We start from the raw sequence: 12,900 nt of genomic DNA on the forward strand, positions 1-12,900 counted from the left end.
CGCCGGTTCAGACGAACCGGTCGCTGCCCTGAACCAGCTGGGTGGCGAGGTAGGATTGCTTGAGTTTTTCCAGCCACCAGCCGAGGGCGCGGCCGTCATGGTCGCCGCGCCAGCCGACATACAGAATGTTCGGCTCCCGTGGATCGGCCATCTGTCTCTCGACCAGCGTGCCATTCTTCAGTAACGACCCGACCCGATGCCTAGGCAGCCAACCCACGCCCAGGCCGTCGCACTGGGCGAGGATTTTCGCGCGCATGGTCGGCACCGCGAGTACCTGTTGTCCGCCGGAAACACCGTAGGTGCTGCCCTCGGTGACTCGGGACGAGTCGGCCACGACAATCGCCCGGTGCTGCGTCACCGTTGCCCGGGAAATCGGTTCTTTGACCTTGGCCAACGGGTGTTTGGGCGACACCGCGAACACCCATTCCATTTCCCCCAGTTGCATCCAGCGCAAGGACGGAATCGCTGGCGGTTCGTTGGTGGCGCCGATGATCAGGTCCGCACGGCCTTCACGCAGGGCCTCCCACACGCCTTTCAATACTTCGTGGGTGATACGCAGGGGCACGCCGGATTCCAGCGCGTCGAACTCATGGATCACCGGGATCAACGCTTCGAACTCCAGCAGTTCGTCGGTGACGATCCACAGGCGGCTTTCCCAGCCGTTGGCCACTTGCTGCACCCGCTGGGTCAGGCGCGAGACGTCCTGCATCAGCCGCGATGCTTCGTTTACCAGCAATTCCCCGGCGGGAGTCAGCTGCAAGCGGTAGCGGCGTCGATCGAAGAGCAAGGCATCGAAACGCTCCTCCAGTTGCCGCGCCGCATAGGACACGGTGGACGGCGCCTTGCCAAGATGCGCCGCCGCCCGCGACAGGCTGCCGGTTTCCCGAATGGCTTCCAGCAATGACAGGTCTTCCATCGACAGCATGTTTAATCCTCGACGGACCTTGTGGGGGCTGCGGTGCGGCGGTCCGACTTGCCACCGGTGAAGCCCTGGTATCTTTCGCAGAATGTACGGTCGCCATCGCCGGCAAGCCGACTCCTACAGGTGTGGTGGTGAATTTGAAACGGTGCGCAACCTGATCAATCGAAGATAGACCAGCACGTTGATCACCAGCACCACGCTGCCGAGCGCCAGTTGAATGGTTGGCGTCAGCCCGGCCGGGTAGATCACCGGCCATACGTAATGCTCGATGAAACCACCGCCGTAACCGGTTTGCCCGGCGGCATGGCGCATGCGGTTTTCCCATTCCGTCAGCGGGCAGCTCAGGTGCAAGACTTCCACGGCGACGCCCCAGGCCGCGGCAGGCAGGTGCAACCACATCAACTGGCGCCATTTGAGCACCAGCAGCCCGCCGAACAGCACGTACAGAATGAACAGCAGGTGAAACAGCACCAGCCCGTCGGCGGCGATCCGGTAAAGCATGTTGACTCTCCGACCCGTGATGCGAATCGCTTGATGTTACGCGTGGTCAGCAAACTCTGCGCGCATCCGGCCATTGCGCTTGGCTTGATAGAGCAATTTGTCGGCACGCTCGATAAACGCCAGTGCCGTGTCAGTCGACGAGGCGACGGTGGTGGCGACTCCCAGGCTCAGGCTCAGCAACGTTGAAACGGCGGAAGTCTCGTGGGCAATTTGCTGTTGGCGAATCAGGTGCAGGCACTTGTGCGCCACCAGCCTGGCCGATTCGGCATCGGTTTCCGGCAGCAGCCAGACGAACTCTTCGCCGCCGATCCGTGCAATGAAATCCCGCGGTCGATTGGCCGCCAGCGACAAGGTCTGGGCGACCAGACGCAGGCATTCGTCACCCTTGATGTGTCCGTAGCGGTCGTTGTACTGCTTGAAATAATCGATATCGAGAATGATCAGCGACATCGGCAATCCGGTGCGCTGGGCGTTGGCCCATTCGCCTTCCAGCACGGTGTCGAACATGCGCCGGTTGGCGATGCCGGTCAGGCCGTCCTGGAACGAAAATTCCTCAAGTTGCTTCTGCAGGCGCGCCAGATGCTCTTCGGTTTTCTTGCGCTCGCTGATGTCGAACATGAACCCCACCAGCGCTTCCACTTCACCGTCCTTGCGCACCACGTGCACCACATCGCGAATCCACACGTACTCGCCGGTGTGGGTCAGGGCGCGGTAATCCGCTTCGTGGTCCACCCCCGCACGGGATTGCGAAACGCAGAAATCCACGACGTACTCGCGATCATCCGGGTGCATGCGTTCGACCCAGTCGCTGACTGATACCCAGCTGTCTTGCTGCCAGCCCAGCAGATTTTCGATCTGCGGGCCGATGTAGCTGAAGGTCATGCTCTGCCAGTCGATTCGCCAGGGGATCGCGTTGGTCGATTCAAGCAGGGTTTTGTAGACGTCGCTGTCGGTATCGATTGCGCTCATGACGGGCCGGATCCTCGAGGGAAAATGCTGCGCCATCATGTTGCTACTACGATGTCGAATCAAGCGTGCAGCCGATGAGCGGACAGGTGCGCAAAATTCTTCAAGCCATCGACGGCGACTGGTGGCACAGTCTCGGGTCTTTCCCTGATTGCAGAGCGTTATGTCCAATTCACACTTGCCGCGCAGCGCATTCCTTCGCGGTGCCGCGGCGATCATGCCGTTATCCCTGGCCACCGCGCCGTGGGGATTGCTGGCCGGTTCCATGGCCATCGAGGCCAATCTCACCCCGCTGCAAGGGCAAGGTTTGTCGAGCATCGTATTTGCCGGCGCGGCGCAATTGGTGGCCATTGGCATGCTCAAGGGTGGTGCCGGGATCTTTTCGATCCTGCTGACCACCTTGCTGCTGACGTCCCAGCATTTGCTCTACGGCATGAGCCTGCGTTCGGTGATTTCTCCGCTGCCGGGTCGCTGGCGTGTGGGGTTGGGTTTTTTGCTCACCGATGAACTGTTCGCTCTGGTCAGCCAGCATGACCAACAGCAGTTCAACCGCTGGTACGCCCTGGGTGTCGGCCTGACGTTTTACATCGCCTGGAACCTCTTCACCCTCGCCGGCATCGTGCTCGGCAGCAGCATTCCGGGGCTGGAACATCTGGGCCTGGATTTCTCCATCGCGGCGACCTTCATTGCCCTGATCACCCCGGTGGTGCGCAACGTACCAACAGTGGTCTGCGTGGCGGTGTCGCTGTTCTGTTCGGTGTTGTTCAGTTATTGGCAATGGGGCTCGGCGCTGGTGCTGTCAGGGCTGGCGGGAATGACGGCGGGTTTTGTCTGCAACAAATTCTACGGTGGACGCACATGATGGTCTGGGCAGTGATTATCGGCATGGGGATTCTGGTGTTTCTCAATCGCTACGTGTTTCTCGAACCGCGCCTGCCGGTGCGCCTGAGCAGCAATGCCCGGCAATTCCTCGGTTTTGCCGTGCCGGGCATGTTGACGGCGATCTGCGGGCCGATCGTGTTCATGCCAGACAAACAGCTGAACCTGCAGTGGGACAACCCGTACCTGATCAGTTCGCTGGTGGCGGTGGGGTTGGTGCTCTACACCCGCAACACGCTGCTCAGCATGTTGTTAAGCATGGGGTTTTTCTTTTTGCTGCGTTGGTGGGTTTGAGTGGGAGGGTGGAAAGTGTTCTACGCTCAAAGTCGATGACTGATCCCTTTGGAAGCGAGGTGAGCATGGCAACTGATCAAAAGCGTCCGGAACCGGATGATGTAGACGAGGATGAGCCGACGGAAGAGGAGATCGAGCGGCAAAAGCGTTCGACGCCTGACTGGAAGCATCCTGATGACGGGAAAGAACTGTCAGATGTTGACAGGAAATTCTAGACGCAACCGATCCCTTGTAGACCGAGCTTGCTCGCGAAGAACGCCCGGGCAACACGTTCTTTCACGGAGCACGCGTTATCGTTCACGTCCATCGCGAGCAGGCTCGCGCCTACACGGGATCTTTATTGGGTATGGCATGGATAGACACCGACCACACCGTGCTGCGAGAGCACTCGCAGATTCGATTCAAAAGTCGTCCAGTTGCAATTCATCGGGATGCAAGGCCCGATAACCCAGGGTTTTGTCGATCCATGCGTTCACTTCATTGACCATGACCGGAGGCTTGCCCGGGTAGTGTTTGAGCGTTGAACGCAAAATACCGTCAATCCCGGAAACTGATCGAAGGTTGCGGGTTTTAATGTATTGCTCGATAAAACAGTCGAGTCGATAGTGTTCTGTCGTCGAAAGATAAACGCACTCCAGACCAACGACTTGATTCATTGCTAAATCGTCGCGCATTCAATTCTCTGCAAGGCTTGTTGTAGAAGGGATTTCCTTGATTATTGACTCTTTGGTCAATTGGGCGGTGCCAATGGAAATGCGGCGCGCATGTTATTCGCAGTGATTCTAAATGTATGTACGACAATACGGTTGTCTGACAAGCGGTTAATGGATCAAGTCCCGCTGTTTCATCGAGTGTATCTTGGATGAAACACTCCCTGTAACGTTAGAGTTGTGATCCTGTATATACAACTCGCGACTACTTTTATCGATATCGAATCATTTTAAGTAATTTCGGTAATAAGCCCCGCGTCCTGGTTTCTCACGTTACCGACGGCTTTCCCCACCTTGTACCACTCGAACAACTCGGAACCTTCGCCCTGCAACAACGCCATCTGTTCGGCGCGTTCCGGCGGAGTGGCAGGATCGAGCCACTCCCTCGCCAATTCCGGCGATAGCACCACCGGCCGCCGGTCATGCACGTCGAGCATGCCGCCGGCGCTGTCAGCGGTGATGATCACAAAGCCATCGTCGTCTCGCGGTGCTTCGCTGCCTGTGGGAAAACGGCCAATCGCCGCACAGAAAATCGGTGCGCGGTCCCGTCGACGGATCAGCCAGGGTTGTCGGGTCGAATCCCCCGCATCGACCCATTCGAACCAATTATCAATCGGCACGATGGCACGGTGCGGCCAGATGGCGCGGAAGAACGGACCATGGGCGACCTTTTCAACCCGCGCGTTTATCGGCGCCGCACGATCCTTCGCCCAATGCGGCCGCCAGCCCCAACGTACCTTGTCGGCCCTGAGCCCATCGACTTCCTGGTGAAACAACGCCAACTGATTCGTCGGCGCGGCGTTGTAGCGGGCCAGCGGCTCGTCACCCACGTGGTTGATCAGCGCGTCGGGCATGCTCAGCACCGCAACAAAATCGTGGATACCGCGGTATTGCGTTAATCGTCCGCACATCAAGCGAATCCTCCGTCTGGAGGTTTCAGCATAGTCATGCCTCAGATCACATGCGCACGCTGCAACTCGGTCAACGACAGCGCTTTCAGTTGCGCCAGCAGCGGATCGCGGCGGTCACGGGGATGCACCAACGGTACGGCCAGTTGTTGACGAATGCTGCTCGGGCGGTTGTCCATGACCAGCACCCGATCACTCAGGTACAGCGCCTCATCGACATCGTGGGTCACCAGCAACAGGGCGATGGCGTGACGTTTGGCCAGTTGCAGCAGCAGGTCCTGCAGTTTCATCCGGGTGAAGGCGTCCACGGCGCTGAAGGGTTCATCGAGCAGCAGCACGTCGGGCCGCGAGTAGAGGCCGCGGGCAATCGCTACCCGCTGCGCCATGCCCCCGGAAAGAGCCTTGGGCAACGCTTGGGCGAAACCCGTCAAGCCAACTTCAGCGATCAATTGCGTGACCCAGGCCTTGTCGTAGTGACGGTCGGCACTGAAACCGATGTTTTGCTCGACCGTCAGCCACGGCATCAGTCGAGGTTCCTGGAACACAAACGCGATTTCACCGGCGCTGCTGTCGAGTTCACCTTCATAGTCTTTTTCCAGACCGGCAACGATCCGCAGCAGGGTGCTTTTTCCGCAACCGCTCGGGCCCAGCAGACTCACGGTTTCCCGTGGCTGCAATTGCAGATGGATGTTTTGCAACACGGTGGTGGCGGCGAAGGTTTTGCGTTCGACGCGAATGTCCAGCAAGGGGGCGGTCATGGCTCAATCCTCTGCGCGTTGGCCGTTAAAAGTATCGCGCCAGGCCAGGCAGCGTTTCTCCAGGCCCGCGAGGATGCCGTCGCTGAGTTTACCCAGCAGCGCCAACACAATGATTGCCGCAAGCACGATGTCCGGGCGCGAAGTCTCGCGGCCATCACTGAGCAGATAGCCCAGGCCTTTGGTTGCGGCGATCAGCTCGGCGGCAACCAGAAACATCCACGCCAGGCTCATGCCGCTGCGCAACCCGGTGAACAGGCCGGGCAGGGCGGCGGGCAGCAGAATACGCCGCACCAGACGCAGGCGACTGAAGCCATACATCTGCGCGACCTCCACCAGTTTGCGATCGATGTCGCGGATCGCCGCGACACCGTTGAGGTACACCGGAAAAAACGCGCCAATGGCGATCAGGACGATTTTCGAGGTTTCGTCGATGCCCAGCCACAGTAGCAACAACGGCACCCACGCCAGGCTCGGAATCGAGCGCAGGCCGGCGAATGTCGGTTCCAGCCAGGCTTCGGCTTCACGGCTCAAACCGACCCACGCAGCGAATACCAGCGCGAGGCTGGCGCCAATGGCGAACCCCAGCAGCACTCGCAAGACGCTGGCGCTGATGTGTTTCCACAGCGCGCCTTCGGCAAGGTCCCGCAGGGTCAGGGCAATTTCACTGGGCGCTGGCATCTGGTAGGACGGCAACCAGCCGATGCGTACGACCAATTCCAGCACCAGGATGATCAGCACCGGCAGGGCCAGACCTTTGAGGCGCAGACGCCAGGCGTTGTTCAGGGAAAAAGTGGCGCGCCGCGGCGCTGGCAGTTCGAGGGTTTTGATTTTGCTGGTCATGGGGTTCTCCAGTCGCGACGAATCCGCGACGGGCGCGGATTCGGTCTTACCCGTTACGGTGATTTACTGACGAGCCACGGTCTCTTTGAAACCGGTATCGATCAGTTGATCAATGACTTGATCAACATTCACCCCACGACGAACCAGTTCCTCGGACACTAGAATCGGTGCGGCGGCCTTGGAGGCGATGACGTCTTTGGCGGTCAATTGCGGGCTGCTCAGGTCGGTGCGCGACAATTGCAGCTGGGCCACTTCCAGCGGCAGGCCGGATTCGGTGGCGAGCAGCTTCGCCAGTTCGTCAGGATTTTTCACCGCCCATTCGCGGGCTTGTTCGTACGCTTTCAGTACGGTTTCGATGGCTTGCGAGTGTTCTTTCGCATAGGTGTCGGTCACGCTGACCACGCCGTAACTGTTGAAGTTGGTGTTGCGGTAGAGCAGGCGCGAACCGGCTTGCACCTGACTCGCCGCCATGTGCGGATCGAGACCGGCCCAGGCGTCGACGTCGCCTTTTTCCAGCGCGGTGCGACCGTCCGGGTGCTGCAGGTGCACCAATTCCACATCGTCCTTGCTCAAGCCGGCCTGTTGCAGGCTGCGCAGAGTGAACAGGTACGGGTCCGTGCCTTTGGTGGCGGCGATCTTCTTGCCTTTCAGGTCGGCGACCGTCTTGTAGGGCGAGTCCTTGCGTACCACGAGTGCGGTCCATTCGGCGCGGCTGTAGACGTAAACCGATTTGATCGGGCTGCCGTTGGCTCGGCTGAGCACCGCGGCGAGGCTGGCGGAGGAGGCGAAGTCGACGCCGCCGCTGTTGAGGTATTCCAATGAGCGGTTACTGCCCTGACTCAATACCCAGCTGACCTTGGTCTGTGGCAGGGCTTTTTCGAGGAAACCGAAGTGTTTAAGCACCAGGCTCACCGGCGAGTAATAAGCGTAATCCAGATGCACCTCGGCCGGCGGCGCTTCAGCGGCTTGCGCAATAGGTTGCAAGCTCAAGGCCAGGGCGTACGCGCTGAGCAGGTACCTTACTTTAGGGAAAAGGACGGTGGATTTCATGGGGTCAGCTCCGGCAAGGCGTTTAATTACTTATGTCTTAAAAGTTAATTTCTAGTAATGAGTCCTGCATAAAAAGAATATTGCAGGCTCTGTGCCATGTTGTGTATTTCACACATTTTCAGGGCCTTGGCGAGAGAGTCGACGCACACAAGTGTTGCCGGGAAAACAGTCTGCCCAGTCGCTGTTGCTGGGCAAACAGTGTTGCGTGACGATCATGAGCTTATGCATAAATCGAATTTAAAAAGCTCGTTGTAAGAGCGTTATGGTCTATCGCAATCATCCCCGGAGGAACCCCCGATGAACCTGTCTCGATTTGTCCGCAGCCTGCTGGCCAGCGCATTGTTTGCTGCGCCAATGGCGTTCGCTGCCGACCCCGTTGTTCTGCATGTGGGCGACCAGAATTACTACAACGTGCGTGCATCGGTGGAGGCATCAGGTGTGCTTGAAGGAGCGCCCTATACCGTCGACTGGAAACATTTTCAGGCCGCCGCGCCACTGGCCGAAGCGTTGAACACCGGGGCACTGGATCTGGGTTTTCTCGGCGATTCGGGCTTCCTGTTCCTGGCGGCCAAACAGGCGCCGGTGAAACTGATCGGCGTCTCGCGGCAGAATCCGGACACCATCGCCTTGCTGGTGCCGAAGGATTCACCGGTGAAGACTATCGCCGACCTCAAGGGCAAGAAGGTCGCTTATTGGCCCGGCGCCTGGAGCCAGCAGTTGACCCTGCGCGCCCTGCAACAGGCTGATCTGCCGGAGGACTACGTTGATTTCATCAAGCTGATGCCGATTGATGCCGCCGCCGCGTTGCCACAGGGCAGTATTGATGCCTTCCCGGTCTGGGAACCCTACATCTCGCAGCAGATCCTGTTCTCCGGCGCGCGACCGATTCTCACTGCCAAAAACCTGATGCCGGGACTCAGCGCCATCGCCGCCTCGACACCGTCCATCGACAGCAAGCGCGAAGCCATCGCCGACTTCCTCGTGCGGCTGAAAAAGGCTCGGGCCTGGGTCGACAACAACACCGACGAATACGCTGATCTGTGGGCCAAGAAAGCCAACCTCGACCAGAACGTCTCGCGCCACTGGTTGCGTCAGGCACACATGACTGTGGGCCCGGTGGACGCGCAGGCGGCCAAGGATTTGCAGAGCACGGCGGACTTCCTGTTCAAGGTCAAGGCCCTGCCGGCGGAACTGGCGACCGCGCCGATCATCGACAACTCGTTCCAGCAGGCGCTCAACCCGTAAGCGACGACCCACGCCAGCACCGGAACCAAACACTGTGTACCCTGATCCAAACCGCGCCCGCACACGTGTGCCGGCTCAACGGTCTGGCCCAGGGCACAACATGAAACAGCTGTTCAAGATTTTTGGTGCACTCGCTATCGCCGGCGGGCTGGCGGGGTGCATCGCGGCGCCTATCGAAATGACGCCGCTGACCGAGCAGCGGCTGAGCACGCAAGCACCGATCCGTTTTCTGCTGACCTTCGATGACGGCCCCAGCGCCTCGAGTTTCTGGAATCCGACGATGACAGTGCTCGACAGCCTGGCGACGAATCCGATTCAACCCAACCTCAAAGCAGTGTTCTTCGTGCAGACCGGCGCGCCACGGGCGGGCGACAGCGACATTGGCCGCGAGGTCATGCGTCGCGAACACGCCGAGGGGCAGATACTGGGCTTCCACACGGCCACGCATTGGCACACCAATCACCGATCCCTCAGCCCGGAAGAGCTGGAGCAGTCGCTGACCAAGGGCAGTGCCGACATTGCCGCGATTACCGGCGCGGCGCCAACGCTGGTGCGCCCGCCATTCTGGAACTACGACCAACGGGTGTTTGCGGCCTATCAGCGCCACGGCCTGCACGTGTTGCTGACCGACCTGAGCGCCAACGACGGCAAGATCTGGGGTTTCAATGCCAGTCCCCGGCGGCGGGCGAATATGCTGCTGCAACTGTCGCAAGTCCGCGAGCGCATTGCCTTGGGCGAACTGCCGACCGTGGACGGTGTGATCCCGGTGGTGGTGACGTTTCATGACCTCAACCGTTACTCCGCCCGGCATGCCCGCGAGTACCTGCAAATCCTCCTCGACAGTGCACAGGCGACCGGCGTGAAAACCGCGCCGAAGGCGTTTTATGACGATCAGGCCGAGTTGCAGAGGGCGGCGATGGCGCGCACGGTGCGTGACAGTTCAGAACCGGTGAAATTGCCGGGAATCTGGAACTGGATATGGGACGGGGATGCGCATTGAGCTTTGCCAAAGTGCGAGGCAGTTGGCACTTTTGTTGAAGCGCGCTGGCGGCGGATTGAAAAAGCGCAGCTATCCTCAATGAGTTGAATCCGATCAGCCGCCTCGGAGGCGTCATCATGGTTTCAGTTCCAGAGCTCTGCCGCATTGTGGAGTCCGGCTTCCAGCCGCTGTCCTGCGCTTGCACGTTGAATGCCGACGGGTCCTTGCGGATCAAGGTGTTCGAGCGTGCCACCGGGAGAATTGACCTGCTGATCACCGGCGTGTCGCCCGCGCAGTTGAACAACGTGCGCGCCATCTCCAACCTGATCGCCGAGCTTCGCACCGAAATGCGCGCCGGGCGCCGGGCGTTCGCCGGTTAGCCCCGCACCGATAACTCGTCAATCATCCGCAAACAATGATTCAACCCCGGTGACACATCGCCCACGCGCCGGCTGAGGATGATCGGCGAAGTCGCGTTGTCTTCCAGCAGGGGCGTGAAACCGATGTCGTCGCGGTGCAGCAATTGCACGGAGGCCGGTACCAGGGTCACGCCGATGCCCGCGCCCACCAGGCCGATGGCGGTTTGCAGTTCGTTGGTCCATTGCGCCACATGGATGCTCACGCCACAGGACTCGAACAATGCGATCACATGGTCGGCGTAACTGGGGCGCGGGTTGCCGGGGTACAGCACGAAGGATTCCCTGGCCAAGTCGCGCAGGCTGATCGGCCCCGCCAGCAGCGGATGCCCGGCGGGCAGGGCGGCGACCAGGCGGTCTTCGGTCAACACCGTCTGGATGATCGCGGGGTCGTCGATGCGAATCCGCCCGAAACCGATATCGATGCGTCCGGCCTTGAGCGCCTGAACCTGTTGCAGCGTGGTCATCTCCGAGAGCCCTAACTCAAGCTCCAATGGCTCGCCGCTGCGCAACCGGCGGATCAATTCCGGCAGCACGCCATAGAGCGTGGAGGGCGCAAAACCAATCCCCAGCCAGGTTTTTTCCCCCAGACCGATTCGCCGGGTGTTGTCGCAAACCTTGCCCAGTTGCTCAAGGAGGGCGGTGGAGTGCTCATGGAAAAATCGCCCGGCGTCAGTCAGCTTCAACGGCCGACCGCGCTCCAGCAATAACACCCCGAGCTCGTCCTCCAGTTGTTGAATCTGCCGGCTCAACGGCGGCTGGGCGATGTGCAGCAACTCGGCGGCGCGGGTGAAGTTGAGGGTTTGAGCCAGCACCTGAAAGTACCGCAGGTGACGTAATTCCATGGGGCCTCCGCAAACAGATCGGTGCATACCTTTAAGGTATCAAGTCAGACCAATTCTATATTGGCTTCATAAAAAAAGCCGTACCAGAATCGGTTCCAGAACTTTAAGAACCTGACGGGTATCGCCATGCTTGCTACAGCCATCGAATCGATCGAGACGATCATCGTCGATCTGCCGACCATCCGCCCGCACATGCTGGCGATGCACACCATGCAGAACCAGACGCTGGTGATCATTCGCGTGCGCTGCGCTGATGGCTTCGAAGGTGTTGGCGAATCCACCACCATCGGCGGCCTGGCGTACGGCAACGAGAGCCCGGACAGCATCAAGACCAACATCGACCGCCACTTCGCGCCGTTGCTGTTGGGGCAGGACAGTGCCAACGTCAATGCCGCGATGTTGCGCCTGGAACGCAGCATCCGTGGCAACACGTTCGCCAAGTCAGGTATCGAAACCGCACTGCTTGATGCCCAAGGCAAACGCCTCGGTCTGCCGGTCAGCGAACTGCTCGGTGGCCGGGTGCGCGACGCTCTGCCTGTGGCCTGGACCCTGGCCAGCGGCGACACTGAGAAGGACATCGCCGAAGCGGAAAAAATGCTCGACCTGCGTCGCCACCGCATCTTCAAACTGAAAATCGGTGCCGGTGAAGTCGACCGCGACCTGGCCCACGTCATCGCCATCAAGAAAGCCCTCGGCGATCGCGCCAGCGTACGAGTTGATGTCAATCAGGCCTGGGACGAAGCGGTCGCATTGCGCGCCTGCCGGATGCTGGGCACCAACGGCATCGACCTGATCGAACAGCCGATTTCCCGCAACAACCGCGCCGGCATGGCACGCTTGAACGCCATGAGCCCGGCGCCGATCATGGCCGACGAATCCATCGAGTGTGTCGAAGACGCGTTCAACCTGGCCCGCGAAGGCGCGGCTTCGGTGTTCGCCCTGAAGATCGCCAAGAACGGCGGCCCACGCGCCGTGTTGCGCACCGCCGCGATTGCCGAGGCGGCGGGCATCGCCCTGTATGGCGGGACCATGCTCGAAGGCGGCGTCGGCACCCTGGCGTCGGCCCATGCCTTTATCACGCTGAACAAACTGGCGTGGGACACCGAACTGTTCGGCCCGCTGTTGTTGACCGAAGACATTCTCAGCGAGCCGCTGATCTACCGCGATTTCGAGCTGCACGTGCCGACGACCCCGGGCCTGGGCCTGAATATCGATGAAGAACGCCTGGCGTTTTTCCGTCGCGACAAAACCCCTACTGCCATTCATCTCGCCTGAGGAGAGCATTATGCTGTTCCACGTAAAAATGACCGTGAACCTGCCGGTCGACATGAATCCAGAAACCGCCGCCAAGTTGAAGGCTGATGAAAAAGTCCTGGCGCAGCGCCTGCAAGACCAAGGCAAGTGGCGTCACCTGTGGCGCATCGCTGGCCTCTACGCCAATTACAGCGTGTTCGATGTCGACAGCGTTCAAGAGCTGCACGACCTGCTCATGCAATTACCGCTGTACCCGTACATGGCGATCGAAGTCACTGCAATGTGCCGGCATCCTTCTTCCATCCGCGAGGATGACCGCTGAATCCAGCCTGT

At 59.9% G+C, this 12,900-nt stretch carries 17 protein-coding genes; 8 read left to right on the forward strand and 9 right to left on the reverse strand.

Annotation, left to right across the window (positions count from 1 at the left end):
• Positions 1-7: 7 nt before the first annotated feature.
• The 3 genes from ACYZT4_RS05040 to ACYZT4_RS05050 form a co-directional block, all read right to left on the reverse strand.
• Positions 8-925: a LysR family transcriptional regulator gene (locus tag ACYZT4_RS05040; RefSeq protein ID WP_461985754.1), complete on the reverse strand. Its 918-nt coding sequence runs from the start codon at positions 923-925 to the stop codon at positions 8-10.
• A 114-nt stretch (positions 926-1,039) separates the two neighbouring features.
• A complete protein-coding gene (locus ACYZT4_RS05045) occupies positions 1,040-1,423 on the reverse strand; it encodes a DUF2784 domain-containing protein (protein ID WP_461985756.1) in 384 nt (127 codons plus the stop codon).
• Between the two features lie 36 nt (positions 1,424-1,459).
• Positions 1,460-2,392, reverse strand: coding sequence for a GGDEF domain-containing protein (locus ACYZT4_RS05050; RefSeq protein WP_461985757.1), 933 nt, complete (start codon positions 2,390-2,392; stop codon positions 1,460-1,462).
• 160 nt (positions 2,393-2,552) lie between these two features.
• Here ACYZT4_RS05050 and ACYZT4_RS05055 point away from each other — a divergent pair, with 160 nt between their 5' ends.
• From ACYZT4_RS05055 to ACYZT4_RS05065, 3 genes are all read left to right on the forward strand, one after another.
• Positions 2,553-3,251: an AzlC family ABC transporter permease gene (locus ACYZT4_RS05055; RefSeq protein ID WP_461985759.1), complete on the forward strand. Its 699-nt coding sequence runs from the start codon at positions 2,553-2,555 to the stop codon at positions 3,249-3,251.
• The gene (locus ACYZT4_RS05060) at positions 3,251-3,562 is read left to right on the forward strand and encodes an AzlD domain-containing protein (RefSeq protein WP_461988553.1); all 312 of its coding nucleotides are present in this window, start codon (positions 3,251-3,253) and stop codon (positions 3,560-3,562) included. The genes ACYZT4_RS05055 and ACYZT4_RS05060 overlap by 1 nt, the downstream gene beginning before the upstream one ends.
• Positions 3,563-3,627: 65 nt before the next feature.
• Positions 3,628-3,777 carry a hypothetical protein gene (locus ACYZT4_RS05065; RefSeq protein WP_461985760.1) on the forward strand — a complete coding sequence of 50 codons (150 nt, stop codon included), beginning with the start codon at positions 3,628-3,630 and terminating at the stop codon, positions 3,775-3,777.
• 186 nt (positions 3,778-3,963) lie between these two features.
• On the opposite strand, the gene ACYZT4_RS05070 is transcribed toward ACYZT4_RS05065, so the two are convergent.
• The 5 genes from ACYZT4_RS05070 to ACYZT4_RS05090 form a co-directional block, all read right to left on the reverse strand.
• Entirely contained in the window at positions 3,964-4,236 is a 273-nt protein-coding gene (locus ACYZT4_RS05070; protein ID WP_461985762.1) for a hypothetical protein, read from the reverse strand.
• Between the two features lie 266 nt (positions 4,237-4,502).
• On the reverse strand, positions 4,503-5,183 hold the full coding sequence (locus tag ACYZT4_RS05075; protein ID WP_461985763.1) for an SOS response-associated peptidase: 681 nt from the start codon (positions 5,181-5,183) through the stop codon (positions 4,503-4,505).
• Positions 5,184-5,224: 41 nt separating this feature from the next.
• Positions 5,225-5,938 (reverse strand): ABC transporter ATP-binding protein, encoded by a 714-nt coding sequence (locus tag ACYZT4_RS05080; protein WP_461985765.1) that lies wholly within the window; start codon positions 5,936-5,938, stop codon positions 5,225-5,227.
• Between the two features lie 3 nt (positions 5,939-5,941).
• Positions 5,942-6,778 (reverse strand): ABC transporter permease, encoded by an 837-nt coding sequence (locus ACYZT4_RS05085; RefSeq protein ID WP_461985767.1) that lies wholly within the window; start codon positions 6,776-6,778, stop codon positions 5,942-5,944.
• A 63-nt stretch (positions 6,779-6,841) separates the two neighbouring features.
• Positions 6,842-7,828, reverse strand: a complete 987-nt coding sequence (locus tag ACYZT4_RS05090) for an aliphatic sulfonate ABC transporter substrate-binding protein (protein WP_461985769.1) — start codon at positions 7,826-7,828, stop codon at positions 6,842-6,844.
• 297 nt (positions 7,829-8,125) lie between these two features.
• Between ACYZT4_RS05090 and ACYZT4_RS05095 the strand changes: the two genes are divergently transcribed.
• From ACYZT4_RS05095 to ACYZT4_RS05105, 3 genes are all read left to right on the forward strand, one after another.
• A complete protein-coding gene (locus ACYZT4_RS05095) occupies positions 8,126-9,073 on the forward strand; it encodes an ABC transporter substrate-binding protein (RefSeq protein ID WP_461985770.1) in 948 nt (315 codons plus the stop codon).
• Positions 9,074-9,173: 100 nt separating this feature from the next.
• Positions 9,174-10,073, forward strand: coding sequence for a polysaccharide deacetylase family protein (locus ACYZT4_RS05100; RefSeq protein ID WP_461985772.1), 900 nt, complete (start codon positions 9,174-9,176; stop codon positions 10,071-10,073).
• Positions 10,074-10,189: 116 nt separating this feature from the next.
• Positions 10,190-10,432 carry a DUF1652 domain-containing protein gene (locus tag ACYZT4_RS05105; RefSeq protein ID WP_461985774.1) on the forward strand — a complete coding sequence of 81 codons (243 nt, stop codon included), beginning with the start codon at positions 10,190-10,192 and terminating at the stop codon, positions 10,430-10,432.
• Here the strand turns inward: ACYZT4_RS05105 and ACYZT4_RS05110 are convergent.
• On the reverse strand, positions 10,429-11,313 hold the full coding sequence (locus tag ACYZT4_RS05110) for a LysR family transcriptional regulator (RefSeq protein ID WP_461985776.1): 885 nt from the start codon (positions 11,311-11,313) through the stop codon (positions 10,429-10,431). The two genes, ACYZT4_RS05105 and ACYZT4_RS05110, sit on opposite strands and share 4 nt — an antisense overlap.
• A gap of 126 nt (positions 11,314-11,439) precedes the next feature.
• Here ACYZT4_RS05110 and ACYZT4_RS05115 point away from each other — a divergent pair, with 126 nt between their 5' ends.
• Together ACYZT4_RS05115 and catC are read left to right on the forward strand one after the other, a co-directional pair.
• Positions 11,440-12,588: a muconate cycloisomerase family protein gene (locus ACYZT4_RS05115; protein WP_461985778.1), complete on the forward strand. Its 1,149-nt coding sequence runs from the start codon at positions 11,440-11,442 to the stop codon at positions 12,586-12,588.
• A 10-nt stretch (positions 12,589-12,598) separates the two neighbouring features.
• Complete coding sequence (gene catC / locus ACYZT4_RS05120) at positions 12,599-12,889, forward strand: muconolactone Delta-isomerase (protein ID WP_461985780.1); 291 nt, start codon at positions 12,599-12,601, stop codon at positions 12,887-12,889.
• Positions 12,890-12,900: the final 11 nt, after the last annotated feature.

The sequence above is a fragment of the Pseudomonas sp. GB2N2 genome (genome assembly GCF_054897705.1).

Coding starts and splice junctions, on each gene's coding strand:
- ACYZT4_RS05040 (WP_461985754.1), bottom strand. CDS start 925: ATGCTGTCGATGGAAGACCTGTCATTGCTGGAAGCCATTCGGGAAACC.
- ACYZT4_RS05045 (WP_461985756.1), bottom strand. CDS start 1,423: ATGCTTTACCGGATCGCCGCCGACGGGCTGGTGCTGTTTCACCTGCTG.
- ACYZT4_RS05050 (WP_461985757.1), bottom strand. CDS start 2,392: ATGAGCGCAATCGATACCGACAGCGACGTCTACAAAACCCTGCTTGAA.
- ACYZT4_RS05055 (WP_461985759.1), top strand. CDS start 2,553: ATGTCCAATTCACACTTGCCGCGCAGCGCATTCCTTCGCGGTGCCGCG.
- ACYZT4_RS05060 (WP_461988553.1), top strand. CDS start 3,251: ATGGTCTGGGCAGTGATTATCGGCATGGGGATTCTGGTGTTTCTCAAT.
- ACYZT4_RS05065 (WP_461985760.1), top strand. CDS start 3,628: ATGGCAACTGATCAAAAGCGTCCGGAACCGGATGATGTAGACGAGGAT.
- ACYZT4_RS05070 (WP_461985762.1), bottom strand. CDS start 4,236: ATGCGCGACGATTTAGCAATGAATCAAGTCGTTGGTCTGGAGTGCGTT.
- ACYZT4_RS05075 (WP_461985763.1), bottom strand. CDS start 5,183: ATGTGCGGACGATTAACGCAATACCGCGGTATCCACGATTTTGTTGCG.
- ACYZT4_RS05080 (WP_461985765.1), bottom strand. CDS start 5,938: ATGACCGCCCCCTTGCTGGACATTCGCGTCGAACGCAAAACCTTCGCC.
- ACYZT4_RS05085 (WP_461985767.1), bottom strand. CDS start 6,778: ATGACCAGCAAAATCAAAACCCTCGAACTGCCAGCGCCGCGGCGCGCC.
- ACYZT4_RS05090 (WP_461985769.1), bottom strand. CDS start 7,828: ATGAAATCCACCGTCCTTTTCCCTAAAGTAAGGTACCTGCTCAGCGCG.
- ACYZT4_RS05095 (WP_461985770.1), top strand. CDS start 8,126: ATGAACCTGTCTCGATTTGTCCGCAGCCTGCTGGCCAGCGCATTGTTT.
- ACYZT4_RS05100 (WP_461985772.1), top strand. CDS start 9,174: ATGAAACAGCTGTTCAAGATTTTTGGTGCACTCGCTATCGCCGGCGGG.
- ACYZT4_RS05105 (WP_461985774.1), top strand. CDS start 10,190: ATGGTTTCAGTTCCAGAGCTCTGCCGCATTGTGGAGTCCGGCTTCCAG.
- ACYZT4_RS05110 (WP_461985776.1), bottom strand. CDS start 11,313: ATGGAATTACGTCACCTGCGGTACTTTCAGGTGCTGGCTCAAACCCTC.
- ACYZT4_RS05115 (WP_461985778.1), top strand. CDS start 11,440: ATGCTTGCTACAGCCATCGAATCGATCGAGACGATCATCGTCGATCTG.
- catC (WP_461985780.1), top strand. CDS start 12,599: ATGCTGTTCCACGTAAAAATGACCGTGAACCTGCCGGTCGACATGAAT.